This window comes from Palleronia sediminis, assembly GCF_004358695.1.
Taxonomy (GTDB): Bacteria; Pseudomonadota; Alphaproteobacteria; order Rhodobacterales; family Rhodobacteraceae; genus Palleronia; species Palleronia sediminis.
Genome location: NZ_SNAA01000012.1, coordinates 105,954 through 131,073 on the forward strand (window position 1 = coordinate 105,954; position 25,120 = coordinate 131,073).

Genomic DNA, 25,120 nt, shown 5'->3' on the forward strand with positions numbered 1-25,120 from the left:
CGAGCCCGATACCATTTCCAGTCCCGCGAGGCGCCATGAGTTCCGCTGCCATTCAGCTTCTTGTCCTGGCGGGCATTGCCGTCTTCCTGATCTTGCGCCTGCGCAGCGTGCTCGGCACGCGCGAAGGGTTCGAAAAGGCGCCCGACAAGGTCAATGCCCCCGCCCGCCCCGGCCGTCCCGAACTCGAAGTGATCGAGGGCGGGCCGGATCATGACATAACCGACCATGTTCCCGACGGCTCGGAAAGCGCCAAGGCGCTTGCCGCGATGAAACTGGCCGAGCCGGGCTTCAACGTGAGCGAGTTCCTTACCGGCGCGCGCCAGGCCTACGAAATGATCCTCATGGCCTTCGAGCGGGGCGATATCTCGGGTGTGCGCGATTTCCTCGACCCCGAGGTGGCGCAGGCCTTCGATGCCGTGATCGCCGAGCGCGCGGAAAAGGGCCTGACCATCGAAAGCTCCATCGTCGGCGTGCGCGATGTCGTGCTGCGCAGCGCGAGCTTTGACCGCGACAGCCGCGAGGGCGAACTGACGGTCCGTTTCGAGGCCGAGCTGACCACGGTCGTCAAGGATGCCGAGAACCGCATCGTCGAGGGCGATCCGAACGAGATCAAGCGGCAACGCGACACCTGGTCCTTTGCGCGCGAGATGGGCGCGCAGGATCCGAACTGGCTGCTTGTCGCCACGGGCGAGTGATGCGTTACCTGGTTGCGGTCCTCGCGCTGCTGGCCGCGACCGCCGGCCCGCTCAGGGCCGGGACCGTGCATGACGTTCTGGACTGGTCCGAGATCGACGGGTGGTCCCAGGACGATCTCGACGAGGCGATGCGCGTCTTTCTCGAGACCTGCGGCGATCTGCGCGATCCCGACTGGCGGGCCGTTTGCCGCGTGGGCAAGACCGGCGCGGCTGAGGGGCTGGACGGCGACACCTATTTCCGCGCCTTTTTCCGCCCGGTCCTCATCGAGGACGGGGCCGAGATGCTGTTCACCGGCTATTACGAGCCCGAACTGCGCGGTTCGCGGGTCCAGACGCCGTTCTATCGCTACCCTCTCTATCGTCTGCCGCCCGAGGCCGCCGAGGGATCGTTCGCCAGCCGGGCCGAGATCGAGGAGCTGGGCCTGCTCGACGGGCGCGGGCTCGAGATCGCGTGGCTCTCGGACCCGGTCGATGTCTATTTCCTCCAGGTTCAGGGCTCGGGGCGCATCCGCCTGACCGACGGGACCGCGCTGCGCGTCGGCTATGCCGGCAAGAACGGCCATTCTTACCGCTCGGTCGGCAAGGAGCTGATCCGCCGCGGCGACATGGAGCCGCACAAGGTGTCGGCCAGCGCCATCCGCCAATGGGTCCGCGAGCGCGGCGACGAAGGCCGCCGCGCGCTGCATCACAACCCCTCCTACGTCTTCTTTCGCGAGGTGAACGAGGTTCCGTGGTCGCGCGGGCCGCTCGGGGCGATGAACCGTTCCCTGACGGCGATGCGATCCGTTGCCATCGACCCCGATATCGTCAAGCTCGGGGCGCCGGTCTGGATCGAAAAGGACGGCGCCGAGCCGATGCGCCGCCTCATGGTCGCCCAGGATACCGGCGCCGCGATCAAGGGCGCGCAGCGGGCGGATATCTTTTTCGGCACGGGCGAAAGCGCCGGGCGCAAGGCCGGGACGATCCGCGACGGCGGGCGCATGGTCGTCCTCCTCCCGATCCAGAGGGCCTATTCGCTCGCCACGGGGTTGTGATGGCGGGGGGTGGACGACGGACCCGCGGGCTCAGCCGCGACGATGTCGAGGAATGGCACCGCTATACCCGGCACGTCACCAGCGCGCCGGGCCGCCCCGCCCCCGCGGCGCCGAAACCGGCGCCGCGCCCGTCGCGCCCCGCGCCCCCCGCCGCAGCCCGCGCCGGCACCGCCATTCCCACCGATTTCGGCATCGGCGTGCGCGCCGGGGCGCCGGTGACGCAGTTCACGGCACCGTCCGCGGATGCGGGCCAGCCGCGGCCGGGGTCCAAGAAGCCGCCGCGCCTTGGGCGGGGAAAGCACCGGATCGAGGCACGGCTCGACCTGCACGGCTATACGCTGGCCGAGGCGCGCCCCGAATTGACGAGCTTCGTCCTCGGCTCGCAGCAACGGGGGCTGACGCGGATTCTCGTCATCACCGGCAAAGGCCGCTCGGGACCGCCGCGGGGCGAGGGACCGGCGGGCATCCTGCGCCGGTTCACCCCGGTCTGGCTGGCGCAGCCGCCGCTGGCGCAGGCCGTGCGGGATTGGCATATCGCGCCTGCCAATCTCGGCGGCGACGGTGCGTTGGTCCTACGCCTCGGACGGCCGCGGTAGCGTGGGCTTGGCCCGCGCGATGCCGATTCCCGTGCAGATCGCCGCGAGGACGAAATAGACCGCGATCCCGGTCAACTGGTCCTCGAACGGAACGCCCATGTCGATCAGCACCCCGGTCAGGGCCGGCCCGATGGCGGTTCCCATCACCATGACGGCCTGCGCCAGAGCCCGGATCGCGCCCATGTGCCGCGTGCCGTAGAACTCGGCCCAGAAGGCGTTGGGCACGGTCGAGTTCATCCCCTGCGACAGCCCCATGAGCCCCAGCGCCACCGCCGCCCCGCCCAGCGTATCGGTCAGGCCGAAGACGACGAACCCCGCTGCCATGGGAAGCTGGTAGAGCGGCATCATCCGCGCGGTGCCGATCCGGTCGATCACGAAACCCGAGGTAAAGACCGACACGATGGCCGCGGCGGTAAAGACCGGGAACAGGGTGACGAGGTTCAGATGCTCCCACCCCTTTGTCTCGGCCAGGTGGACCTGGTGAAAGAACAGCGCCGTGCCGAAAGCCGCCGGACCCAGCAGCGCCGGGATCAGGAGCCAGTAAAGGTAATGCCGCAGCATGTCGGGGCGGCGCCACTCGCGCCCCCCCATCCCCATGCCCTGCGGCCCGGCGGCGATGGATTGCGGCGTCCGTTCAAGCCTCAGAAGCGGCCAGAGCAGCGGCAGGATCGCTGCGACGATCAGCGCGCAGACAAGCCACAGGCTGCGCCAGGACAGGGCCCCCATGGCAGCGACGAAGATCATCGGCAGGAACGCCTGCCCCATCTCGATGCCGACCATCGACACCGACAGCGCCTTGCCGCGCGACCTGACGAACCACCGTGCCATCGCCACGGTCGAGATCAGGATCGACATACCCTGGCCAAAAAACCGCAACCCGAACACCGCGACCGTCAAGAGCGCGACATTGGGGGTCAGCGCCATGCCGACGCAGGCCAGCACGAGGCACCCCAGAACGGCCGGCCCGACGCTGCGGACGCGGAACCGGTCGGTAAGCCCCCCGGCCCAGACCATCACCGCCGCCGAGGCCAGCGTTCCGATGGAATAGACCGCGCCCCAGTCGCCATGCGACAGGCCGAACTCGGCGCGGATCTCGCCGGCAAAGACCGAGATGAAGAACGTCTGCCCGAAGGACGAACAAAAGGTCAGCAGCACGCCGACAAGCAGAAAGGGCGCATTGGCGCGGAGGAAGGCGAAGAAACTCATCCGCCTTCATTTGCGCCAAGCCGCGCCGATGGAAAGGGGCAATCGGCGCCCCACGCGCGTCAGAGCACGTAGCGGCTCATGTCGACCGAGCGGCTGAGTTCGCCCAGGTGGGTTTCGACAAAGGCATCGTCCACCGTGACCGTCTGTCCCCCGCGATCGGGCGCGGCAAAGGACAGCTCTTCGAACACGCGCTCCATCACCGTGTAGAGCCGGCGCGCGCCGATATTCTCTACCGACCGGTTCACCTCGGCGGCGATCCGGGCCAGCGCCGCGATGCCGTTCTCGGTGAACTCGACGGTGACGTTCTCGGTGCCCAGAAGCGCGCTGTATTGCCGTGTCAGCGCGTTGTCGGTCTCGGTCAGGATACGCACGAAATCGTCCTCGGTCAGATCCCGCAGTTCGACCCGGATCGGCAGACGCCCCTGAAGCTCGGGCAGCAGATCGCTGGGCTTGGCGACGTGGAACGCCCCGCTGGCGATGAACAGGATATGATCGGTGCGGACCGAACCGTGCTTGGTGGCGACGGTCGTACCCTCGATCAGGGGCAGCAGGTCGCGCTGCACGCCCTCGCGGCTGACCTCGCCCCCGCGCGAATCCTGCCGCGCGCAGACCTTGTCGATCTCGTCCAGGAACACGATGCCGTTTTCCTCGACCGCCTCGATGGCGGCCTTGGTCACGGTCTCGTCGTCGAGCAGCTTGTCGGCCTCTTCGCTGACGAGGATGTCGTAGCTTTCAGCGACGGTCAGCGTCTTGCGCACCTTGCGCCCGCCCATCGCCTTTCCGAACAGGTCGCCCAGGTTCATCATGCCGCCCTGGCCGGGCGGCATCCCCGGAATGTCCATCATCCCGCCCATGGGGTTCGACGTGTCGGCGATGTCCAGCGTCACCTTGGTCTCGTTCAACTCGCCCGCGCGCAGCTTGTGGCGGAACATGTCGCGCGTGCCCTCGCGCGCGTTCTCGCCGGCGATGGCCTCGATCACGCGCTCTTCTGCATTGGCCTCGGCCTTGGCCTTGACGGTTTTGCGCATGTGGTCGCGCGTCATGGTGATCGACTGCTCGACCAGGTCGCGCACGATCTGCTCGACATCGCGGCCGACATAGCCGACCTCGGTGAACTTGGTCGCCTCGACCTTGAGAAAGGGCGCGCGCGCCAGTCGGGCCAGCCTGCGGCTGATCTCGGTCTTGCCGACGCCGGTGGGGCCGATCATCAGGATGTTCTTGGGATACACCTCCTCCTGAAGCTCGGGAGGAAGCTGCCTGCGGCGCCAACGGTTGCGCAGGGCGACGGCCACGGCCCGCTTGGCGTCCTTCTGGCCGATGATGAAACGGTCGAGTTCCGAGACGATCTCGCGGGGGGTCAGGTCTGTCATGCGAGCGCATGTAAGACCCCCGCGCGGATTCGCAATCCCGATTGCCGGTGTCGCGCCGCTTGACGCAAGGGCGGCCGGGGATCTACAGACGTTCCCCGGCCAGACAGGACCCACCATGCTCGCCCGATTGAAAGCCATCTTCCGCCCCGCATCCGCCCGCGAAAGCGGCGCGCTGATCGGTCGACGCGAGTTGGTGCGGCTGGCCGGGGCAGGGGTCTTGCTGCCGGTCGCGGCACGGGCCGCGCCGCCCCCCGCGCCGATGACGCCCGTCGATCTCTCGGCCGCGATCCGCGGGTTGGCGGCCCTGTCGCGCGGGGCCGACCCCGCCTTTGCCGCGACGATCGAGGCCGCGCTCGACCGGCTCGAGGCCGAGACGCCGCTGGCGCGCAAGCTCTGCGCCCTGCATCGCGACTATCCGCGCAACATGTCCGATCGCGGCTTTCGCCCCGAATTGGCGGTCGATGCGGCGCTGATCCACGGCGCGGCCCACCGCTCGCGCCCGATCTCCTTCGCCTATCGTGACCTCGCCGGGCGCGAGACCCGCCGCCGCGTCCTGCCCATCGAGGTCGTCCACCCGCCCTCGGGCATCCTGCTGCTGGCATGGTGCGACCTGCGCCACGCGCATCGCAAGTTCTTCCTCCACGCGATGAGCGACCTTGCGATCCACGACGACAGTTTCGCCCACCGCCGCGAGGCGTTGATCGACGAGCTGCTCGAGGGTGGGGCCGGGGTCTGACATGGCCGTGTTTTCGGCCGACCCGTCAGATCCTTGCCAGGCGCATCACCGTCTCGCAGTTGGCGAGGCTGGTGGCCAGAACGTCGATCACGCCGGTCCTGAGCGCGCCCAGAATGGCGCGCGCCTTGCTTTCCTCCGATGCGATCGCGATCGTCGTGCTGATCCGCTTGAGATCCTCGCGACAGAGGCCGACCACCCGGCCTGAGAGGTTGCCGCCGGTGGGCTGACCGGCATCGTCGTAGAAGTCGTATCCCAAAAGGTCGCCGGTCGCGCCCGCGGCCTGCACCGCCTGCAATTCGTCCACCGAGAACCAGCCCATTCGCGCCATATGACTATCGGCCCCGAGATCGCCGACGCCGACAAGGGCCAGATCCGCGCTGCGTGCGAGGTTGAGGGTTCGGCGAACGGTGTCATGGCTCATCAAACGTTCGCGCAGTTCGGCATCGGGGACGAAGGCCGGGGCATAGAGCGTTTCGGCCCGTCCTCCGAATCGCTCGGCAAGAGCGCGGCATATATGGTCCGCATTGCCGAGTGCGCCAGCCTCGGTCGCACCGCCGGAGCCTGCAACGAAAACCAGGTTGTCGAACCGCACCTGCGTCTGGACGCGGGCGATCTCGGCCACGTTGCGCCCCATACCCACCGCCAAGACGAGCCCCTCCCTGAGGTTGGTTTCAAGATAGGCGCTGACGACCGTCGCGACGGCTCGACGCTGTCGTTCAGGCGCGCCAACGGTCGGCGCGACCAGAAGATGGCGCAACCCGAAAGCCTCGCGGAACGCTTCCTCGATCTCGCGGGTCCGCGACGAGTGATACCTCACCCGAACCTCGACTACGCCTTCCGAGAGAGCCTGACGCAGAAGCCTGTTCACCTTCATGCGTGACATGGAAAGCGACCGGGCGATCGCATCCTGGGTTTCGCCCTCGATGTGATAGCGGCGCGCGACCTCGGACAACAGACCGCCATCGGGTCGCGCCGCGGGATCGAATACACGCTCTGACATGAGGCGCCCTCCTCAATGACCGTCGAACGGGTCTCGACGATCAGAAGATCGCCCGAATGCACGGGTCATCGCTAGCACGAAACGGACGGGCGGGCGAAAGATATCGTTCCGGCGCCATTAAAGCAGACATTTGTTTCGCATGCGCAGCGAAAACTTTCCATTGACGACTCTGTGCAGATGAACAACGGTCGGATCAATCGAAAGGGGGTTTCGTGTCGTCACCGTTGCTTGAAGTCGAAGGGTTACGAAAGTCGTTCGGCGGTGTGTCTGCCCTGCGCGACGGACGATTCCGCCTCGAACGCGGGTCGGTTCATGCCTTTTGCGGGGGCAACGGTGCGGGAAAGTCCACCTTCCTCAAGATCGTCATGGGTATTCTGCCACGAGACGGCGGCACTATCCGACTGAACGGGCGCGCGGTTTCCTTTACTTCGCCCCGCGACGCGCTTGCAGCGGGTATCTCGATCATCGAGCAGGAGTTGAGCCCCGTCCCCGCCATGACCGTGGCCGAGAACGTCTTTCTCGGGCGCGAACCGGTGGGCCTGTTCGGGCGGATCGATTTCGCGAAGATGAATGCCGCGACAAGCGACCTGATGGATCGGCTCGGCTTTTCCATAGCACCGACCGCGCTGATGATGGACCTGACTGTGGCACAGGTGCAGCTCGTCGAGATCGCCAAGGCTATTTCCTACGATGCCGAGGTCATCATCATGGATGAACCGACCTCGGCGCTGGGTGAGGCCGAGGCCGATCACCTTTTCGAGGCGATCAAGGTCATGAAGAACGAGGGCAAGGGCGTGATCTACGTCTCGCACCGTCTGACCGAGATCTTCGGCGTGGCCGACACCTATACCGTGCTGCGCGACGGGGCATTCGTCGAGGAGGGACGGATCGAGGATATCGACAAGACCCGCCTCGTCGAGCTGATCGTCGGCCGTCCCCTGACCGAAGAGTTCGCCAAGGGAAACAAGCCACAAAACGAAATCGTGCTCAAGGTCGAGGGCATCGACGCCGCGCATGGCGTGCGCGACGTTTCCTTCGAATTGCGACGCGGCGAGATCCTTGGGTTCTACGGTCTGATGGGCTCGGGCCGAACCGAGATTCTGGAACGTATTTTTGGCCTTTCCCCCGATTCCGTAGCCGGGCGGATCACCATCGAGGGGCGCAATCTTGCCGCGCGAGCGCCTCGCGATGCCATCCGTGCCGGGCTTGCCCTCGTGACCGAGGATCGCAAGGGCTCGGGGCTGGTCATGACGCAGGACGTGCGGGCCAATGCCTGCCTCGCGCGACTGGAAAAGCTGCAGGCCTCGCCCCTGATGATGTCGACCTCGGCCGAGCGTGATGCCGCCCGCCGTGTCATCGACCTTTTCGGCATCAAAACGGCATCCGACCGCCTCGGCGTGTCGAACCTTTCGGGCGGTAATCAACAAAAGGTGGTCTTGGGCAAATGGTACCTGACCGAGCCCCGGATCCTTTTGCTCGACGAGCCGACGCGCGGTGTCGATGTCGGCGCCAAACGCGAGATCTATCAGATCGTCTCGGATTTCGCTTCGGAGGGCGGGGCGGTCATCCTCGTCTCGTCCGAGATCGAAGAGGTGCTTGGCATGGCCGACAGGACATTGGTCATGCGCGACGGACGAGTGGCCGGCATCCTCGACGGGGCGGAGATGACCGCGCCCGCGCTATTGCATTTAGCCGCATGACGGAGATCATCGAATGACGGACCGGACCGATCCCGCCCGCACAGATCCGCAGCCTTCGCCGGCGGCGGCTCATGGGCCTACGTCGGCACGCGCCCGCGCGGTGGAACGTCTGCAGCGATACGGGATCTTCCTCGCCCTCGTGGTGGTCTGTCTGGCCCTTACCGCGTTGAACGAGTTTTTCCTGACCCCTCGAAACATCGTCAACGTACTGCGCCAGACCTCGATCAACGGGATCCTCGCCATCGGTCTGACCTTTGTAATCCTCGCGCGCGGCATCGATCTGTCGGTGGGTTCGGTGGTGGCGCTGGCAGGTGTGATCGCAGCGTCGCTTGCCACGACATCGAGTGGCGCGGCGGTTGCCGGCGGCCCCTATCCCGTTGCCGTGGCCCTTGCCGCGGGCATTGCGGTGGGCGCGGCTTGCGGTGCTGCCTCGGGTGCGGTGGTCGCGCGGTTCAACGTTCCGGCTTTCGTCGCCACGTTGGGGATGCTCTCGGCGGCGCGGGGGCTGACGCTCCTGTATTCCGAGGGTCGCCCCGTTCCGGCCCTTACCGACGAATTCAGGTGGATCGGCACCGGCGATCTGTTCGGCGTGCCGATGCCCGTCGTCCTGTTCATCGCGGTGTTCCTGGCCTCGTGGTGGGTTCTGGGGCAAACCCGGTTCGGGCGCCACGTCTATGCCGCGGGCGGAAACCCCCATGCGGCCACGGTATCGGGCATCAACGTCCGGCGGATCCGCTTTGCCGTCTTTGTCATTTCAGGCGCCCTTGCCGGGCTCGCAGGCATGATCCTTGCCGCGCGCACCGGCTCGGCGCTGCCGCAGGCGGGCGTTGCTTACGAGCTCGACGCCATCGCGGCGGTGGTGATCGGCGGCACCAGCCTTGCGGGCGGTGTCGGGCGTGTCACCGGCACGGTGATCGGTGCGCTGCTGATCGGTGTGGTGAACAACGGGCTCGATCTGATGGGCGTAGAGTCGTATTATCAACTAGTTATCAAGGGGTTGCTGATCGTCGCGGCGGTGATGCTCGATCAGACCCGTAACCAGAGAGATTGAGACCGGGGCGTTTTCCCGGCTCGACAGTCGACCCGGCTACCGGGCGGCATAAAGGGAGGAGAGATCCATGAAGAAGCTACTTTCCAGCGTGGCGGTTCTGGCCACGTTCGCAGGACCGGCCGCGGCGCAGGACGATCCGCTCAAGATCGGCGCGGCGCTTTATGGCCTTCAGGCCGAGTTCATGCAGATCTGGGCGGAAGCCGCCGAACAGCATCCGGCCGTTCAGTCCGGCATGGTCGATCTGACGATCTTCGACGGCCGCTATGACGCTCTCGTTCAGCAGGAACAGTTCGAGACGATGGCGACCCAAGGGTTCGACGCCGCCATCTTCGCCCCCATCGACGTCGAGGCTGGCGCCGAGGCGGTCCGCATCGCGCACGAAGCCGGCATCCCGGTGATCGGATCGAACACGCAGGTCAACTCGGAATTGCTGACTTCCTACGTGGGATCGGATGACACCCGGTCGGGCTACATGGAGGCGCAGATGGTCCTCGAGGCCATCGGCTGCGAGGATGGCGGGAACGTCGTCATCATCGAAGGCCCGATCGGGCAATCCGCTCAGGTCCAGCGGCTCGAGGGCAACCAGCGCGCGCTGGCAGAATGCCCGAACGTCAAGGTTCTAGAGCAGCAGACCGCGAACTGGAGCCGTGCCGAAGCGCAAACCCTCATGGAAAACTGGCTGACCGCGCATCCGGGCGAGATCGACGGCGTCATCGGACAGAACGACGAGATGGCGCTCGGCGCGATCGAGGCGATCAAGGCCGCAGGGCTCAATGTCGAGGATTTCGCAATTGCCGGCATCGACGGCGTCACCGACGCGCTGACGGCCGTGAAGGCCGGCGAGATGCAGTCGATCCTGCAAGACGCGCGTGCTCAGGCCCAAGGCGCCATCGACGTGGCAATCGCGGCGGCGACTGACGGCGATTACGAGCCGCAATCCGACATCTGGACCCAGTATCCCGAAATGAGCTGGGAAGGTGGCGAGGCCAGCTATTACGATGTTCCCTGGACCCCGGTAACGGCCGATAACGTCGACGACCTTCTGGCCACGCGCCAATAGGTTCGACCGACACTCACGCGAACCGGCCTGCCCCTGGGCGGGCCGGAACAGGAGAGCAGGAATGACTGACAGGCTCGATCTCGACCGCAGCATCAAGGGAAAACGCGTTCTCGTGACAGGCGGGGCGTCCGGCATCGGGGCGGCCGTCTGCGATGCCTTCGCCGCCAAGGGGGCGGTTGTGGCTGTCGTGGACCGTGACGCGCAGGCCGCCAAGGCCAAGGTGGAAACGCTCGGTGACGGGCGGGCTTTTGGATGCGATGTCGCGGATGCCGATGCCGTGGCGCAAACCGTGGCCGCCGTGGTCGAGGCCATGGGCGGCATTGACGTTCTGGTGAACTGCGCGGGTATCGTCGATCTCGCCCCGATCGAAGAGATCGCGCAGGATGCTTGGCAACGCACCATCGACATCAACCTCACAGGCTCGTTCAACGTCGCGCAGGCGGTGGGGCGCCAGATGATCGCGCAGGGGCAGGGCGGGCGTATCGTCAACATGGCCAGCCAGGCCGGCACCGTCGCCATCGACGGGCACGTGGCCTATTGCGCCTCGAAATTCGCGGTGATCGGAATGACGAAGTGCATGGCCCTGGAATGGGGAAAACACGGCATCACCGCCAACACGATCTCGCCTACGGTCGTGCTGACCGAACTGGGACGCAAGGCATGGGCCGGCGAAAAGGGTGACGCGATGATCCGCGAGATCCCGACAGGCCGCTTTGCCGAGCCCGACGAGATCGCGGCGGCGACGCTTTTCCTGGCGTCCGACATGGCGCAGATGATCAACGGCGCGGACCTCGTCGTCGATGGCGGCTTCACGATCAAATAGGACTATTCATGCAACGATTCCTCAACGACCCCGACGATATCGTGGATGAAACCGTGCGCGGCTTTGTCCGCGCCCATGCCGACCGCGTGCGGCTTTGCGACGGCAATGCGCGGGTCGTCGTGGCTAGGGACGCGCCCGTAAGCGGCAAGGTCGGGATCGTGACGGGCGGCGGTTCGGGGCATGAGCCGGCTTTTGTCGGCTATACTGGCGCGGGCATGGTCGACGCCACCGCCATCGGCGAGCTGTTCTCGTCGCCCACCGCCAAGAGCTTTCACGACGCGATCAAGGCCGCCGATGGGGGGGCCGGTGTGGTCGTGCTCTACGGCAATTACGCCGGCGACAACATGAACGTGAAGATGGCTTCGAGGATGGCCGCCAAGGACGGCGTCGAGGTTCTGACGGTCGTCGCCAATGACGACGTGTCGTCGGCCCCGCCCGAAGAACGCGAGAAACGGCGCGGTGTGGCGGGCGAAATCTTCATGTGGAAGATCGGCGGGGCGAAGGCAGCCGAGGGGGCCGATGCCGCTGCCGTTCGCGATGCGGCTCAGGGCGCCATCGACGCCTGCCGCTCGGTCGGCGTCGGTCTGGCGCCCTGCACCCTGCCGGCCGTGGGGCATCCGAACTTTTCGATCGAGGCGGGCACCATGGAGATGGGCATCGGCCATCACGGCGAGCCGGGAACCTCGGTCACGAAGCTCGGCACCGCGGACGAGATCGCGTCCGAGATGACGCGCATCGTTCTGGACGATCACGATCTGCCGTCCGGCACCGAGGTCGCGGTGCTGGTCTCGGGCCTCGGCGCGACGCCGCGCGGCGAACTCTATGTCCTGTATGACCGGATGGCCCGCGATATCGAGGATCGCGGGCTCAAGATCCACAAGGCCTATGTCGGCGATTACTTCACCTCGCTCGAGATGGTGGGCGCGACGCTGACGGTCATGGCGCTGGACGACGAACGCAAGAGGCTGCTGGCGGCCTCTACCGATTGCCCGGCCTTCGGGGCAGCATGATGGCATCCTTTCCAAACGCAGGCTCCGGCGGGATCGTTCGGGACATCGCCGCCGTCATCGTCGAGAACCGCGCTTACCTGTCCGAGATCGACGGCAAGATCGGCGACGGCGATCATGGCGTGAACATGGCCAAGGGGTTCGGCCGGGCCGCCGAGCGTATCGCGCCTGACGCATCCCTTTCGGACGCGCTGTCCACCCTGTCCGACGTGCTGATGAGCGAGATCGGCGGGTCCATGGGGCCGCTTTACGGCATGTTCTTTGCCGAGATGTCCGAAACCGTCGCTCAGGACACGCATATCGACGGCGCGCGTTTCGCGGCAATGCTGCGCGCCGGGCTCGAGGGGATCGAGGCGGTCGGGGCGGCCAAGGTCGGCGACAAGACCATGATCGACGCGCTCGTGCCGGCCGTCGAGGCGGCCGAGGCCAACCGCTCGGACATAACCGCGCAACTCCGAGAGGTCGCAAGCGCGGCCGAGGCGGGGCGCGACTCGACCACCGACATGGTTGCGAAACTCGGCCGCGCGGCGCGGCTGGGCGAGCGATCGCGCGGGGTGCCGGACGCGGGCGCCACGTCCTGCGCCCTGATCCTGCGCAACCTGTGCGACGGTGCGGCGCGGCGTCTCGAACAGGGCTGACCGCGATGCGCTGAAAACCGCACCCTTTTCCACGTCTTGGAACCGGGGGGCGATGCCGGCGCGTTCCGATCCCGCATGATGCCGGGCCGGCGCCGACCCATACGGGGCAGATGCCAGCAGCCCGGCGGGATAAACGCTGGAGAGGATCGCATGGCGGAGAAATTTTGGCGCATGGGGCGTCTGGTCGTGGCGCTGTCGACCACGGGGCTCGTCCCTGTCGCGGGTTTGGCGCAGGAGAACCTGGCGACGGATTCCCGCCTTTCGACCTTTAACGAGGCGATGCGGGCAGCAGGTCTCGAGGATCGGCTCAGGCAGACGCCCCTGACGATCTTTGCACCTACGGACGAGGCGTTCGAGCGCCTGCCCCAAGCCGTGTCCGAGGGGTTCACCGACCCCGACAACGCCGATGCTCTCCGCGAGGTTCTGGACCTGCATCTCGTGCCGGGCGGCCCGCACGAGGCTGACGATATCCCCGTCGACATGCAGACCGTTTCGGGGGCGCGGCTGGTCGTGACCTATACCGACGGCGCGCTGACGATGCGGGTCGCGCCGCCGGACAACGCGGACGAGCTCGACACGCTCGAGGCGGCGCGCGGCACCAACGAGGCGCGGATCGTCTTTGGCGACGTGTCGGGCGGGCCCGGTGTCCTGGCCCATGGGATCGACCGGGTGCTGTTGCCGCCCGATTTTGCGCTCGACGACGGGGCGGCGTCCGACGCCGATCCGCAGACCGCCGAGGCGGTTGCCGGGGCCGCGCCGCAACCAACCGGAAACGGCGAGCCAGCCGATACGGATGAGACGTCGCCCGAGACCGAAGGGCAGGATGCGGTTGCCGCGACGCTCAAGCCTGTGGACGACATGCCGGATGGAGTGGAGCCGGAACCCGGCGATTCCGATACCGGGTCGATGGGCGATGCGGGCACCGAAACCGCGGATACGCCCCGATCCGATACGCCCGAGCCCGACATGTCCGGGCAGGAGGGCGTGATCGTCGCCACGGACCCGGCGCCCGTTGCCGAGAACACGGTCGGCGATACGGCGCCCGCGGGTGCCGAAAGCGGGGCAGGGGAGCCTACGCCCGCCAGTGACACCGAGGTGATCGGCGCGGATGCCGAGCGGTCCGAGCCGCACGACACGGCCGGCGAAAGCGGCGATCGGGCGTCCGATGTGAACCTGACAAGCGAACTGGTCTCGGCCGACGAATTGCTGGGCAAGCCGGTGCGCGGTGCGGATGGCGACGATATCGGCATCGTGGGCGATCTGCTGTTCTCGCTGGACGGGGCGCGGATCGTGAGCCTCGTGGTCGAGCTCGACGGCGGCTTTTTTGAACTGGGCGCGCCGGACACGCGGCGGGTAGATATCGGGGAAATCTCGGTCGATCCGCTCGACGGGGCGGTCATCCTGAGCGAAGGCGCAGAGTAGCGCCCTGCGACAAGCCCCGCCCGACGTTTCCGCCGGGCGGGGCCGGTGCCCTATTTGGTGCGGCGGAGGGCTTCGCGGACGGCGGCCTCGCGGATCCGCAACTGGCAGGCCCGGATTTCCGCCGGTTCCGCCGTGCGGAAAGCACGGGCCAGCGCCTGTTCCGCGATCCGCATGTAGGCGCGGCGGCGGGCGGCCCGGTCCAGGGCCGCGTTCTGTTTCGGGGGCATGTCGATACTCCATGGCACGCGCGGGCCGATGATCGACCCGCGTTCCATGGAATACGTGTGTCTGTATCCCTCCAGCCTACGGCCCTGGAATGGCGCCTGTCAAGCGTCGCGGGGGGGGGGGGGTCAGCGGCCCACGGCCGTGCGGTCGACCCAGGCGTAGAACATCCCGGCCAGCAGGATGAACGCCCCGACCACCGCCGTCCGCCATGTCGAGGGGATGCCGACCTGGATCAGCACGTTGTCCACCAGCGTGATGAGCAGGACGCCGGCGATGGTTCCGCCCACGGTGCCCTTGCCGCCGGTCACGCGCGCGCCGCCCAGAACGACGGCCGCGATCACGGCCAGTTCGGTTCCGGCCAGATCGAAAGGGTTGGCCAGCCGGTTCGAGGTGACGTGCAGGATGCCCGCCAGTCCCGCCAGCATTCCCGCCCAGGCAAAGACAAAGACCCGAACCCGCGCGATGTTGAACCCCAGCCGCGCGGCGATCTCGGGCTTGCCGCCGCAGGCATAGACGGCGCGCCCCAGAAGCGTGTGGTTGAGCAACGCCCATGTGACGATGGCGGCCAGCACGAAGATCAGGAAATAGGCCGGAAACTGCACCCGCAAGCCATCGGCGCTGACCTGCGAGAACAGCGCGATCTGCCCGAAGGCGGTCATCGAGGCGGGGATGTTCATGAACAGCGCCGTGCCCACGAAGGTCAGCAGGAACCCGCGAAAGGCATATTGCGTCGCGATGGTCACGATCAGCGCCGGAGCCTTGAGCAGGTTGATGAGCACCCCGTTCAGAGCGCCGAGCAAGGCCCCACCGGCAAGGCCGGCCAGAAGGATCGGCAGGATCCCGAGGCCGGGGACCAGGGTCGAGACGATCAGCGTCACCGTGTACATCACCAGCGCGGCGATGGCCGAGAACGACACGTCGAGCCCGCCGGCCGCCAGCACCACCAACACGCCCAGCGCGAACAGGCCCTCGACCACCGAGGCGCGCAGAACGTCGAACAGGTTGGCGAGCTGCCAGAAATCGGGGTTGATCGCACCGACGACGAGGCAGGTCAGCGCCAGCAGCGCCAGCGGAAACCCGGCCGGATTGGCGAGGATCCAGTCTGCGATGCGCTTGCCGGGCGAAAGGGACGGCCGGTCGGCGATGGCCGGCTGCAGGTCGGTGTCGCTCATGGGGCGGTCTCCGCGGTTTCCAGGATCCCGCCGATCGCGGCATAGAGCTGTCCCGCATCGACGCGGGCGCCGTCGAAGGTCTCGACGATCCGCCCGTCGCGCATGACGGCGATCCGGTCGCAATTCTGTATGAGTTCGGGAATGTCGTCGCTGACGATGATGACGCCCATGCCGGCCTCGGCCTGTCGCTGGATGATGCGAAAGATCGTGTCCTTGGACCCGACATCGACCCCGACCGTGGGTCCGTGCAGGATCAGGACCCTGGGCTTCGTGGCGAGCCAGCGCCCGATCAGAACGCGCTGCTGGTTGCCCCCCGAGAGCGATCCGACCGGCGCATCCACATCCTCGGCCACGATCTTGAGATCGTCGGCCACCTCGCGGGCGAGGATGCGCGCGCGGTCCATGCTGACGATGCCGAGGGCGCCGCGCAGGCGGTCGAACACCGTCATCGCGATGTTGTCGGTGATGGACTTGTCGAGGAACAGCCCTTCCTCCAGCCGGTCCTCGGGGACATAGGCGATGCCGCGATCCATTCCGGTCGACGGGTCGGACAGGTCGACCGTGCGCCCGTCGAGCCGCACCTGCCCGGCATCCGGCGGCGCCAGCCCGGCAAGCCCCAGCGCAAGCGGGTTGCGACCCGAATCCAGCAGCCCGGTGATGCCGAGGATCTCGCCGGGGGCGAGGTCGAACGAGATGTCGCGATACGAGCCGGCGCGCGACAGACCGTCGACCGACAGCCGCGCGACCTCGGCCGCGGCGGGGCTGGCCGCGCGATAGCGGGCCTGGTCGATCCGGCGGTTCGTCATCAGCTCGCCCACTTCGGCCAGGTCGGCGGTCTCGATATCCAGCTCGGCCACGAATTGCCCGTCGCGCATGACGATGCCGGTGCCGCCGATCTCCTTGGCCTCGTCGAGCTTGTGGGTGACGAAAAGCAGCGCCGTGCCGCGGGCCTGCAGCTTGCGGATCACGCCGATCAGATGCGCGATCTCGCGGCGAGTGAGGGCGGTGGTCGGCTCGTCCATGATGACAAGCCCCGCCTCGGCCGCCACGGCGCGCGCGATCGAGATCAGTTGCCGCGTGGCGATGGGCAGGCGGTCGACATGGGTGCGCAGGAAGGCCGGGTCCGACGGAAGCCCGACCTCGGCCGCGGCGCGGGCGGCCAGCGCCCGCATCTCGCCCCGGCGCAGCCGCACGGCCAGACGCCCGCCCGAGGCGACGAGCTGGCTGGTCAGGCCGATATTCTCTTCGACCGAGAGGTTCGGCAAAAGCGACAGGTCCTGGTAGACCGTCTCGATCCCGGCGGCGAGCGCGGCGATAGGGTCTGGCGTCGCGGGCTGTTCCACGCCCTCGATCTGCACGCGGCCTTCGCTGGGCGATTGCGCGCCCGAGATGATCTTGATGAGTGTGCTCTTGCCGCAGCCGTTTTCGCCCAGAAGGTGATAGAACCGCCCCCGGCGGATCGTCAGATCGACGCCGCGCAGGGCATGGACCCCGCCATAGCGCTTGTGCAGGGCGCGCGTCTCGAGAAAGGGCGCGTCGGTGTCGGTCTGTGTCATCGGGTCGGTCAACCTCGGGTCCGGGCGGGCAGGAGACGCGGCAGCGGCGCGCGAATGGCGCCGCTGCCCGTGTCGTTCGGGTCGGATCAGAAGGGGAAGTCCTGCCAGTTCGACGCGTCGACATCGACCCAGGCCTGTCCGCGCACGATGATCCCGTCGCCCGCACCCGGCGTGACCGACACCGATTCATAGCCCGGAACGCCCAGGTCCATGCCGTCGTTGACTTCTTCGCCGTTCATCGCCATTTCGGCGAGCTTGTTCATGACATAGCCCGCGTCCTTGGGGTCCCAGAAGGCGATGCCGTCGATGGCCCCGGTGTCGAGATACTGGCCCGAATCCTGCGGCAGGCCGATGCCGACCACGCAGGTCGAGTCCTGCAGGTCCGCCTCTTCGACGGCGCGGCCGATGCCGATCACGTCGATGGCCGATCCCCCCTGAAAGCCCTTGATGTCGGGATAGGTGCGCAGCAATTCGCGCGCGACCTCGTAGGCCTTGTTGGGGTCGTTGAAGGACTCGTTGCTCTCCGATACGAGTTCCATCCCCGGATGGTTCTCCTTGGCATTGGCGATGCCGCCGGCGGCCCACTGCATGTGGGTCAGGCTGCCGACCGAGCCGACGAAGGTGGTCCACTTGCCCTCGCCGCCCATGCACTCGACCAGCTTCTTGTTGAGATGCTCGCCGAAGGCGGTGTTGTCGAAGGCCTCGAGGTCGATATCGGTGTTCACCATCGTCTCGGCTTCGTGCGTGATGACGGTGATGCCCTGCCCCTTGGCGCGGCGCAGCGCGCCCTCGAGGGTCGAGGGGTCCATCGGCACGATGGCCAGCGCGTCTACGCCCTGCGCCACGAGATCCTGCACGATGGCGGTCTGCTGGGCGGCATCGGCCTGCGCCGGGCCGACCTGGCGGGCATTCACGCCCTCGTTCTCGGCGTCGAAGGCATCGACGCCTTCTTCCATCCGGGTGAACCAGTTTTCGCCGGTGATCTTGACGACGGTCACGACGTCCTTCGCGTCCTGCGCCTGCACGGCAAGGGGCGCCGCAAGGGCCAATGCCGCGATCGCGGTTCCGCGGGTCAGTTTCTGGGTGAGCTTGGTCATGTGTCCTCCACTGTGGTCTCGGTTTCGTCAGGGGCTTTTGCCGAGAGACCTTGCGGCAAGCCGTCGAGGCGACCGGGGGCGACGGCCCCCGGCCGGGTCACGCTTTGCTGCGGGGCCGGATCGCGGTCGACCAATAGGCCGACAGATCCGCCCGCGAGAATGCCAGGAACACCAGGAGCAACACGCCCCACGCCAGGTCCCGCACGAAGTTCGACAGGGCCAGGAAGTTGAAATAGCTCGACAGAAGTTGCAGGGCCGTCGCCGACAGCACGACGCAGATGACGCGGCCGTACCCGCCTTCGGGGCGGACCCCGGCCATCACTGCGATCAGGATGGCCACCAGCACATAGGACGAGCCGTAATCCCATTTCATCGACGAGGTGCGCGCGGCGATCACCACGCCGGCCAGCCCTGCAAAGGCGCCCGAGAGCATGTAGACCTGCACCAGCAGCCAGCGGGTGCGCACCCCGGCGAACCGCGCGGCGGTGTGGTTGCTGCCCATCAGGAACAGCAGCCGCCCCGATTTCGTCGCCCGCAGCCAAAGCGCGAGCCCCGCGGCGACGGCGAGGAACATCCAGACCGACGGCGACAGACCCAGGACCGGCGAATTGGCGAAATCGTCCAGCGCGGGCACATAGCCCAGCGTCTGCGCCGAGCCGCCGGTGAGGATGACCGCGATCCCGGTGAACAAAAGCTGCGTCCCGAGTGTCGCGATGATCGAGGTGACGCCGACGAACCCGATGATGAGACCGTTCACCACCCCGCCCAGCAGCCCGACCCCCAGCGACAGCAGCCCGAACGCCAGCAGATAGACCTGCCCGCTCATCCCGCTGTCGGCGATGGGCCCGAGAATCAGAAAGGCGCAGATCCCCGCGAGGTTGGCCAGCGCGATGCCCGACAGGTCGATCCCCCCGCGCCCCGCGATCATGGCAAGCATGACACCCATCGCCAGGAGCCCGATCTCGGGCACCTGCGAGGCCATGGATTGCAGGTTGAAGGGCGACAGGAACCGCTCGCCCACGGTGAGGCCCGCGGCCGCGAGGATGGCGAGGTTGACCGCGATCAACCCCACCATCTGGATATCGAGCGACCGGCCCCGCATGGCTCAGCGCACCATCGCGGCGGTGTTGCCGCCGTCGACCGTGACGATGGCGCCGGTGGTCCGGTCCGCCGCGGCGAGATAGGCGAATGCATCGGCCACGTCCGAGGCGCGCACCTCGCGGTGCAGCAGGTTGCCCCGCATGTAGGTGTCTGCATCGACGCCGCGGGCGGCCGCCCGCTCGGCGATCATCGCGTCGTTCAAAAGGCCCGTGCGGATGCGGTCGGCATTGACCGCGTTGGCGGTGATGCCGTCGGGCCCGTGTTCGACGGCCAGTTGCCGCACCAGCGCCAGCAACGCGGATTTCGAGATGCCGTAGGGTCCGAAACCCTGCCCCGGATTCAGCGCCTGTTTCGAGACGTTGAAAAGCAGCGCGCCGCCCGTTCCCTGCGCGCGCATGATCGCGACGGCGGCCCGCGCGGAATGAAGCGCGCCCATCAGGTTCACGTCGAGCGAGCGGTCGACCGTTTCGAGATCGACCTCGGCCATGGCGCCCTGCAAGGCGACGCCGGCGTTCGAGACGAGGATATCGAGCCCGCCATAGGTCTCGGCGATCCGGGCAAAGGCCGCATCGACCGAGGCGGGGTCGGTCACGTCGCACCCTACGGCCAGCGCGCCCATTCCCTCTGCCGCGCTGGCCGCGCCGTCCGCATCGCGGTCGAGGATCGCCACCTCGGCCCCGCGCGCCCTGAACCCGCGCGCGATCTCGAGCCCCAGCCCCGAGGCCGCGCCCGTCACCGCGACGATGCGGCGCGAGAACGGCGCCTCTTTCACGCCGGCGAGCTTGGCCTGCTCGAGCGACCAGTATTCGACGTCAAAGATATCCTCTTCGGGCAGGGGTGCCCATGTGCCGACGCGCTCGGCATTGGTGATGGCGTTCACGGTCGCTTCGGCGATATCGGCGCAGATCGCCGCCTCCTTGGCCGAGCGCCCGATGCCGAACAGGCCCACCCCCGGAACGTAGGCCACGCGCGGCACCGGATCGAGCATCGTCAGCGTGCCGCCGTGGCGGGGGTTGTTCCGCTCGAAATAGGCGGCGTAATCCGCGGCGAACCCTGCCACGGCCTTGTCGGTTTCCGCCTTGAACCCGGCCAGGTCGACGGCCGAGGGCGCGGGCAGCGGGACGCCGAACCGCTTGATCCGGATGGAGTGGTCGGGCGTCGCGTTGCCGCGGCAGGCATAATCGGCCAGCTCCGCGCCGTTGCAAAAGGCCATGACCTCGTCCGTGGCGCGATGATCGAGGATCCAGGTGGGCGCGCCTTCGCCACGGGCCAGCGCGCCGCGCAGGATCGGGGCGACCTCGGATACGGGGGCGACATCGCCGGGCAGCGTGGCGGCCCCGAACGGGCGGGCGGGGCCGTTCTCGATCCGCGCCATGCAGCGGTCGATCATCGCGATATGCGCCTCGTAGCTGTCGCGCGCGTCGTCGGCGGCGGTGAACAGCCCGTGCTTGAGAAGGATCATCCCGTGCTCGATCCGCCGCCCCTGCAGGATGTCCTGGCAGTCGCGGGCAAGCGCAAAGCCCGGCATGACATAGGGCACGATCACCGCGTCGGGAAAGAGATCGCGCACGATCGCCTCGCCATCCGGCTGGTTGGTGAGCGAGATCAGCGCGTTGGCATGGGAATGGTCGACGAATTTCTCGGGAACGATGGCGTGGAGCACCGCCTCGATCGAGGGGTTGGGCGCACCCGGATCCATCAGCGCGCGCCGCTGGAGCATCACGAGATCCTCGTCGGTCAGCGACGGCATCGCCGCGATCTTGAGCAGCGCGTCGATCCGCACGGCGGGCAGGCCGGGCGGCTCGATGCTGGCCATGTCCCAGCCCGATCCCTTTACGCAGAGCACGTCGACCGGCTGGCCGTCGAAATCGGCCACCTGCGTCTTGACCGAGGTATTGCCGCCGCCATGCAGCACCAGCGACGGGTCCTGTCCCAGCAGGCGGGTCGAATAGACCCTGAGCGCCACGTCGACTCCGCCGGGCGCCTGGCCGAATTGCGCGATTGCCGCCTCGGCCCCGGACTGCGTCCAGGCGCTGCTCTTGAAGGCCATGCGTGCCCCTTTCCCGTCATCACTTCGCGGTCATGATTGCCGGGCGGTGCATGGCTTGTCAAATTCCATTTTGTAGTGACATCGGTCAGCAAGAGGTGAATAGTCCTGAGGATATTCACCGACCGCGCCGGTTCCGGCGCGGCACGAACCCGGTCCCGGTCAGGCGGGGCCATTGCGAGGAGAGGACGATATGGGTGCCAGGGTTGCCTGTGTGGGGTTGACGATACTCGATATTCTGGGCCGGCCGGTCGAGCGTATCCCCGAGGGCGGGGGGCTCGCCTTCATCGACGAGATCCGCCTGACCGTGGCGGGCACGGCCGCGGGCACCGTCATCGACATGGCCAAGCTCGGCGTGCCCAGTATGCTGGTCGGCGCGGTGGGCGACGACGAAAAGGGCCGGTTCGTGCTGAACACGCTCGAAGGGTTCGGCGTCGACATCTCGGCCATGCAGACCGTCGCGGGGGTGCCGACCTCGGCCACAATCCTCAACGTGCGCCCCAATGGCGACCGGCCCGCGCTGCACCAGCGCGGCGCCTCGGACAGGTTCACCATGACCGACAGCGTCGCCTTGCAGATCGCCGGCTGCGAGATCGTGCATGTCGGCGGCAACGGGCTGTTGCGCGATTTCGACGGGCCGCCGACCGCGAACCTGCTGAAAGCCGCCAAGCAGAACGGCGCGACGACCACCTATGACCTGCTGGCCCCCGGCGCCGACGTTCTGACCGACCTGGAAAGCTACCTGCCCAATATCGACTATTTCATGCCCGCGATGGAGGAAGCCGCCGAGATCTGCGGCGAGGACGACCCCGACCGGATCGCCGATTTCTTTCTCGAACGCGGCGCGGGGGCCTGCATCTTTAAATGGGGCGCGCGGGGGTCGTTCTATGCCACGCGGTCCGAACGCCACCGCATCCCCGCGCTCAAGGTCAACGTGGTCGACACGACCGGCTGCGGCGACGCCTATTGCGCGGGGTTCGTCTCGGGGCTGATCGACGGGCTTTCGCCGCTCGAGGCCTGTTCGCGCGGCACGGCCGCCGCGGCGCTGGTGGCGACGGGGCTTGGATCGGACGCGGGAATCGTCGATCTTGCCCATCTCGAAGCGTTCCGCGCCTCGGCCACCGTTCTCGACGGCTGAGCGCACCGCCACCATCCGGGGATTGCCGCCACATGGCCCAGCGTAACCGCGTGAACCGCACCGACGGGCAGGACGACCTGTCGCATTACAACCCGACCGTCATGGCCGCGTGGCTCTATTTCCGCGACGGGCTCGCGCAGCACCAGATTGCCGAGCGGATGGGCGTGTCGCGCGCCACGGTCTCGAACCTGCTGGCGGCGGCGAAACATGCCGGGGTCTATCGCATCACCTTCGACACCGACGTGTTCGCGCAGATGCAGGTGGCCGAAGCGCTCAAGGAACGGTTCGGCCTCAAGGACGTGCTCGTCGTGCCGAGCGCGGGCGCCCCGGCCGAGGTCCGCGCCCGCGTGGCCAGCGCAGGCGCCTTTCACCTGGCCGGCGCGCTGGGCGAATGCCGGACGCTGGGCATATCCTGGGGGCAGACGGTGCTCGAGCTGGGCGATCTGCTCGAGCCGACAGACACCAGGATAGAACGCGTTTGCCAGATGGTCGGGATCGCCCGGACCCAGCTCTGGAAGCTGGCCGATGCCTGCAACAGCCACATCGCGCACAAGCTGGGCGCGGATGTGATGCAGTTTCCCGCGCCCGGCGTCGTCTCGTCGAAAGAGCTGTTCGACCAGCTCGTGAAAGAGCCCATCGTCGCCGAGCAGTTCGACGCGCTGCTCAATCTCGACGCGGCGCTGTTCGGGATCTGCTCGACCAGCCCCGACAGCCCGTTCTTTGCCAGCGGCCTGGCGCGGGGGATCACCTCGGAAACCCTGACCGAGCGCAGGGTCGCGGGCATCATCGGCGGGCGCATGTACGACATCGAGGGGCAGGCGATCACGGTCGAGGGCTATGACGACCGGCTGCTGGCGATCACGCTGGACGATCTGCGCAGGATTCCCCACCGTTTCGGCGTCGCGGCGGGGCTGGACAAGGCGAAACCGATCCAGGGCGCGCTGGTCGGGGGGCTTCTGACGGCGCTCGCCACCGATTTCGACACCGCGACGCTGATCCTCGACCGGACCCGCTGAGGCCCCGCGCCATGGCGGATCACCCCGCCAGCGGCCTGTGCGTCACCGATTGGAAACTGGCCGCATAGGCCCGGTAGGTGGGGGGCGTCGCGCTCAGGATGCGGCGCTTGCGCTCGTCCATCTCGGCTATCGGCCGCGCGGGCCGTCCGGCCCAGACCTGCTCGGCCGTGATCCGCTGGCCCGGCTCGGTATGCGCCCCGGCCGCGAGCAGCACGTCGCTTTCCACGACCGTTCCGGGCGCGAGGATCGACCCGATGCCGATCAGGCTTTTGGCCTCGATCCGGCATTCCGACATGGTCACGTTATGGCCGACCGTGACCTCGGGGCCGATGACGATATCGCCCGTGCCGCAGGACAGGATGCTGTTGTCCTGAATGTTCGTGCCCGCGCCGATCTCGATGCGATGCGCGCCCGCATCGAGGATACACCCATACCAGATGCCAACCCCGTCGCCGGTGACGACATCGCCCGTGACCCGCGCGGTCGGTGCAACGAAACCGTCAAGGGTGGTCGCGCTCCTGCGGGTCGCGTGGCCCGTGGGCCGCTCGGCGCGGACGCGGTCGCGGTGGCTGTCGCGCTCGGCCGCCGAAACCGGGGCGACCGGCCTCGCCGGGACGCCCGCGTAAATCCAGCCACCCTCGAGCACCTTGCGGGGAAACACGACCGAACCGGCCGTGATGACCGCCCCCGATCCGATCTTCGCCCCGTCGAGGATCACCGCCCCCCGTTCGATCACGCAATCGTCGCCCACGTCGCAGGCATGGATCACGGCGAAAGCCCCGGCGGTGACGCGATGGCCGATATGGGTTGGATAGATCTCGTGCTCGATATGGACCGTGCCGTGTTCGCCGAGGTGGAACCCCTCTCCGATCTCGACGTAATGCCCGTCGGCGCGGATCACCGAGAACGGCCCGAGCCGCGCCCCGGCCCCGAGGGTCGCCCGCCCCAGAACCGCGGCACCCTCACCGGCCGCGACGGAACCGCCCGCAAGGGACGGCGAAATCCCGTCATACTCGGCAGACAGGGCGGGGATGGGGACGGCCATTCGTGATACTCCGGGTCTGCTGACATGCAGGAACCAGCATCGCCAGGTTCGCGGAGGTGTTCAACGGCATGGACGCATGAAATAGGGATTGACCGTTCGCGCAGACGCCGCAAACCCTTTTCCGGCGTTGTCGCATCGGAATTGTTCATGGCGGGACGAGAATACATGACGTCGATCGAGGATCTCTTCGACTGGCCCGGTAAAAGTGCCGACGGTGTGCGGCCCGAGCATCCGGCGTTGTTGCATATGCTCGAGGTGGGTGCACGGAAGTTCGACACTTCCGGGGGTGATTTTCGGCTGCTGCGCATCGGCCAAGACGAAGAATCAATGAGTTAGGCTGAGCGCAAGGTGCAATCCGCGCGGATTTTGTCGTCACACGTCATAA

General features: G+C 67.3%; 24 protein-coding genes. 14 read left to right on the forward strand and 10 right to left on the reverse strand.

Features of this window, described 5'->3' with window-relative positions; all coding sequences use genetic code 11:
• The first annotated feature begins 35 nt into the window (after positions 1-35).
• Genes E2L08_RS11560 through E2L08_RS11570 form a run of 3 tightly spaced genes read left to right on the forward strand, consistent with a single transcriptional unit; the run spans position 36 to position 2,325 of the window.
• Positions 36-695: a Tim44/TimA family putative adaptor protein gene (locus tag E2L08_RS11560; RefSeq protein WP_133397241.1), complete on the forward strand. Its 660-nt coding sequence runs from the start codon at positions 36-38 to the stop codon at positions 693-695.
• A complete protein-coding gene (mltA, locus tag E2L08_RS11565) occupies positions 695-1,729 on the forward strand; it encodes a murein transglycosylase A (RefSeq protein WP_133397242.1) in 1,035 nt (344 codons plus the stop codon). Before E2L08_RS11560 ends, mltA begins: the two co-directional genes overlap by 1 nt.
• Entirely contained in the window at positions 1,729-2,325 is a 597-nt protein-coding gene (locus tag E2L08_RS11570) for a Smr/MutS family protein (RefSeq protein WP_133397243.1), read from the forward strand. The genes mltA and E2L08_RS11570 overlap by 1 nt, the downstream gene beginning before the upstream one ends.
• Here E2L08_RS11570 and E2L08_RS11575 read toward each other — a convergent pair.
• Together E2L08_RS11575 and hslU are read right to left on the reverse strand one after the other, a co-directional pair.
• The gene (locus E2L08_RS11575) at positions 2,302-3,531 is read right to left on the reverse strand and encodes an MFS transporter (protein WP_133397244.1); all 1,230 of its coding nucleotides are present in this window, start codon (positions 3,529-3,531) and stop codon (positions 2,302-2,304) included. The genes E2L08_RS11570 and E2L08_RS11575 overlap by 24 nt on opposite strands.
• 59 nt (positions 3,532-3,590) lie before the next feature.
• Positions 3,591-4,901 (reverse strand): ATP-dependent protease ATPase subunit HslU, encoded by a 1,311-nt coding sequence (gene hslU / locus E2L08_RS11580; protein WP_133397245.1) that lies wholly within the window; start codon positions 4,899-4,901, stop codon positions 3,591-3,593.
• 115 nt (positions 4,902-5,016) lie between these two features.
• On the opposite strand from hslU, the gene E2L08_RS11585 reads away from it, so the two are divergent.
• A complete protein-coding gene (locus E2L08_RS11585; protein ID WP_168771130.1) occupies positions 5,017-5,637 on the forward strand; it encodes a helix-turn-helix transcriptional regulator in 621 nt (206 codons plus the stop codon).
• Positions 5,638-5,662: 25 nt separating this feature from the next.
• Here the strand turns inward: E2L08_RS11585 and E2L08_RS11590 are convergent, their stop codons facing one another.
• Positions 5,663-6,637, reverse strand: coding sequence for a sugar-binding transcriptional regulator (locus tag E2L08_RS11590; RefSeq protein ID WP_206077007.1), 975 nt, complete (start codon positions 6,635-6,637; stop codon positions 5,663-5,665).
• 263 nt (positions 6,638-6,900) lie between these two features.
• On the opposite strand from E2L08_RS11590, the gene E2L08_RS11595 reads away from it, so the two are divergent.
• The 7 genes from E2L08_RS11595 to E2L08_RS11625 all read left to right on the forward strand — a co-directional run bounded on the left by E2L08_RS11595 (position 6,901) and on the right by E2L08_RS11625 (position 14,338).
• Positions 6,901-8,337: a sugar ABC transporter ATP-binding protein gene (locus tag E2L08_RS11595; protein ID WP_240758216.1), complete on the forward strand. Its 1,437-nt coding sequence runs from the start codon at positions 6,901-6,903 to the stop codon at positions 8,335-8,337.
• A 100-nt stretch (positions 8,338-8,437) separates the two neighbouring features.
• Positions 8,438-9,388 (forward strand): ABC transporter permease, encoded by a 951-nt coding sequence (locus tag E2L08_RS11600; RefSeq protein ID WP_240758214.1) that lies wholly within the window; start codon positions 8,438-8,440, stop codon positions 9,386-9,388.
• Positions 9,389-9,455: 67 nt separating this feature from the next.
• Complete coding sequence (locus E2L08_RS11605; RefSeq protein WP_133397248.1) at positions 9,456-10,448, forward strand: substrate-binding domain-containing protein; 993 nt, start codon at positions 9,456-9,458, stop codon at positions 10,446-10,448.
• Positions 10,449-10,509: 61 nt separating this feature from the next.
• Positions 10,510-11,271, forward strand: coding sequence for a GolD/DthD family dehydrogenase (locus E2L08_RS11610; RefSeq protein WP_133397249.1), 762 nt, complete (start codon positions 10,510-10,512; stop codon positions 11,269-11,271).
• Positions 11,272-11,279: 8 nt separating this feature from the next.
• Complete coding sequence (locus E2L08_RS11615) at positions 11,280-12,281, forward strand: dihydroxyacetone kinase subunit DhaK (RefSeq protein WP_133397250.1); 1,002 nt, start codon at positions 11,280-11,282, stop codon at positions 12,279-12,281.
• Positions 12,281-12,916 (forward strand): dihydroxyacetone kinase subunit DhaL, encoded by a 636-nt coding sequence (gene dhaL / locus E2L08_RS11620; protein ID WP_133397269.1) that lies wholly within the window; start codon positions 12,281-12,283, stop codon positions 12,914-12,916. Before E2L08_RS11615 ends, dhaL begins: the two co-directional genes overlap by 1 nt.
• A gap of 150 nt (positions 12,917-13,066) precedes the next feature.
• The gene (locus E2L08_RS11625) at positions 13,067-14,338 is read left to right on the forward strand and encodes a fasciclin domain-containing protein (protein ID WP_168771132.1); all 1,272 of its coding nucleotides are present in this window, start codon (positions 13,067-13,069) and stop codon (positions 14,336-14,338) included.
• A 50-nt stretch (positions 14,339-14,388) separates the two neighbouring features.
• Here E2L08_RS11625 and E2L08_RS11630 read toward each other — a convergent pair whose 3' ends face one another.
• The 6 genes from E2L08_RS11630 to E2L08_RS11655 all read right to left on the reverse strand — a co-directional run bounded on the left by E2L08_RS11630 (position 14,389) and on the right by E2L08_RS11655 (position 21,539).
• Positions 14,389-14,613, reverse strand: coding sequence for a hypothetical protein (locus tag E2L08_RS11630; protein ID WP_133397252.1), 225 nt, complete (start codon positions 14,611-14,613; stop codon positions 14,389-14,391).
• 75 nt (positions 14,614-14,688) lie between these two features.
• Positions 14,689-15,735: an ABC transporter permease gene (locus E2L08_RS11635; protein ID WP_133397253.1), complete on the reverse strand. Its 1,047-nt coding sequence runs from the start codon at positions 15,733-15,735 to the stop codon at positions 14,689-14,691.
• Positions 15,732-17,291: a sugar ABC transporter ATP-binding protein gene (locus tag E2L08_RS11640; protein WP_133397254.1), complete on the reverse strand. Its 1,560-nt coding sequence runs from the start codon at positions 17,289-17,291 to the stop codon at positions 15,732-15,734. Before E2L08_RS11640 ends, E2L08_RS11635 begins: the two co-directional genes overlap by 4 nt.
• 86 nt (positions 17,292-17,377) lie before the next feature.
• A complete protein-coding gene (locus E2L08_RS11645) occupies positions 17,378-18,388 on the reverse strand; it encodes a substrate-binding domain-containing protein (RefSeq protein WP_133397255.1) in 1,011 nt (336 codons plus the stop codon).
• Positions 18,389-18,485: 97 nt separating this feature from the next.
• Positions 18,486-19,490, reverse strand: coding sequence for an ABC transporter permease (locus E2L08_RS11650; protein ID WP_133397256.1), 1,005 nt, complete (start codon positions 19,488-19,490; stop codon positions 18,486-18,488).
• A gap of 3 nt (positions 19,491-19,493) precedes the next feature.
• Positions 19,494-21,539, reverse strand: coding sequence for a bifunctional aldolase/short-chain dehydrogenase (locus E2L08_RS11655; RefSeq protein ID WP_133397257.1), 2,046 nt, complete (start codon positions 21,537-21,539; stop codon positions 19,494-19,496).
• Positions 21,540-21,729: 190 nt separating this feature from the next.
• Between E2L08_RS11655 and E2L08_RS11660 the strand changes: the two genes are divergently transcribed.
• Both E2L08_RS11660 and E2L08_RS11665 read left to right on the forward strand, forming a co-directional pair.
• Positions 21,730-22,674 carry a carbohydrate kinase family protein gene (locus E2L08_RS11660; protein ID WP_133397258.1) on the forward strand — a complete coding sequence of 315 codons (945 nt, stop codon included), beginning with the start codon at positions 21,730-21,732 and terminating at the stop codon, positions 22,672-22,674.
• Positions 22,675-22,706: 32 nt separating this feature from the next.
• A complete protein-coding gene (locus E2L08_RS11665; RefSeq protein ID WP_133397259.1) occupies positions 22,707-23,690 on the forward strand; it encodes a sugar-binding transcriptional regulator in 984 nt (327 codons plus the stop codon).
• A gap of 19 nt (positions 23,691-23,709) precedes the next feature.
• Here the strand turns inward: E2L08_RS11665 and E2L08_RS11670 are convergent, their stop codons facing one another.
• A complete protein-coding gene (locus E2L08_RS11670; protein WP_133397260.1) occupies positions 23,710-24,735 on the reverse strand; it encodes a gamma carbonic anhydrase family protein in 1,026 nt (341 codons plus the stop codon).
• A 165-nt stretch (positions 24,736-24,900) separates the two neighbouring features.
• On the opposite strand from E2L08_RS11670, the gene E2L08_RS17030 reads away from it, so the two are divergent.
• On the forward strand, positions 24,901-25,071 hold the full coding sequence (locus E2L08_RS17030; RefSeq protein WP_168771133.1) for a hypothetical protein: 171 nt from the start codon (positions 24,901-24,903) through the stop codon (positions 25,069-25,071).
• Positions 25,072-25,120: the final 49 nt, after the last annotated feature.

Bases quoted from the DNA above. Each gene is read 5' to 3' on its own strand.
- E2L08_RS11640 (WP_133397254.1), bottom strand. From the start codon at position 17,291: ATGACACAGACCGACACCGACGCGCCCTTTCTCGAGACGCGCGCCCTG.
- E2L08_RS11575 (WP_133397244.1), bottom strand. From the start codon at position 3,531: ATGAGTTTCTTCGCCTTCCTCCGCGCCAATGCGCCCTTTCTGCTTGTC.
- E2L08_RS11660 (WP_133397258.1), top strand. From the start codon at position 21,730: ATGGGTGCCAGGGTTGCCTGTGTGGGGTTGACGATACTCGATATTCTG.
- E2L08_RS11605 (WP_133397248.1), top strand. From the start codon at position 9,456: ATGAAGAAGCTACTTTCCAGCGTGGCGGTTCTGGCCACGTTCGCAGGA.
- E2L08_RS11590 (WP_206077007.1), bottom strand. From the start codon at position 6,637: ATGTCAGAGCGTGTATTCGATCCCGCGGCGCGACCCGATGGCGGTCTG.
- E2L08_RS11615 (WP_133397250.1), top strand. From the start codon at position 11,280: ATGCAACGATTCCTCAACGACCCCGACGATATCGTGGATGAAACCGTG.
- mltA (WP_133397242.1), top strand. From the start codon at position 695: ATGCGTTACCTGGTTGCGGTCCTCGCGCTGCTGGCCGCGACCGCCGGC.
- E2L08_RS11655 (WP_133397257.1), bottom strand. From the start codon at position 21,539: ATGGCCTTCAAGAGCAGCGCCTGGACGCAGTCCGGGGCCGAGGCGGCA.
- E2L08_RS11630 (WP_133397252.1), bottom strand. From the start codon at position 14,613: ATGGAACGCGGGTCGATCATCGGCCCGCGCGTGCCATGGAGTATCGAC.
- E2L08_RS11625 (WP_168771132.1), top strand. From the start codon at position 13,067: ATGGCGGAGAAATTTTGGCGCATGGGGCGTCTGGTCGTGGCGCTGTCG.
- E2L08_RS11650 (WP_133397256.1), bottom strand. From the start codon at position 19,490: ATGCGGGGCCGGTCGCTCGATATCCAGATGGTGGGGTTGATCGCGGTC.
- E2L08_RS11610 (WP_133397249.1), top strand. From the start codon at position 10,510: ATGACTGACAGGCTCGATCTCGACCGCAGCATCAAGGGAAAACGCGTT.
- E2L08_RS11645 (WP_133397255.1), bottom strand. From the start codon at position 18,388: ATGACCAAGCTCACCCAGAAACTGACCCGCGGAACCGCGATCGCGGCA.
- E2L08_RS11665 (WP_133397259.1), top strand. From the start codon at position 22,707: ATGGCCCAGCGTAACCGCGTGAACCGCACCGACGGGCAGGACGACCTG.
- E2L08_RS11585 (WP_168771130.1), top strand. From the start codon at position 5,017: ATGCTCGCCCGATTGAAAGCCATCTTCCGCCCCGCATCCGCCCGCGAA.
- E2L08_RS11635 (WP_133397253.1), bottom strand. From the start codon at position 15,735: ATGAGCGACACCGACCTGCAGCCGGCCATCGCCGACCGGCCGTCCCTT.
- hslU (WP_133397245.1), bottom strand. From the start codon at position 4,901: ATGACAGACCTGACCCCCCGCGAGATCGTCTCGGAACTCGACCGTTTC.
- E2L08_RS11670 (WP_133397260.1), bottom strand. From the start codon at position 24,735: ATGGCCGTCCCCATCCCCGCCCTGTCTGCCGAGTATGACGGGATTTCG.
- E2L08_RS11560 (WP_133397241.1), top strand. From the start codon at position 36: ATGAGTTCCGCTGCCATTCAGCTTCTTGTCCTGGCGGGCATTGCCGTC.
- E2L08_RS17030 (WP_168771133.1), top strand. From the start codon at position 24,901: ATGACGTCGATCGAGGATCTCTTCGACTGGCCCGGTAAAAGTGCCGAC.
- E2L08_RS11570 (WP_133397243.1), top strand. From the start codon at position 1,729: ATGGCGGGGGGTGGACGACGGACCCGCGGGCTCAGCCGCGACGATGTC.
- dhaL (WP_133397269.1), top strand. From the start codon at position 12,281: ATGGCATCCTTTCCAAACGCAGGCTCCGGCGGGATCGTTCGGGACATC.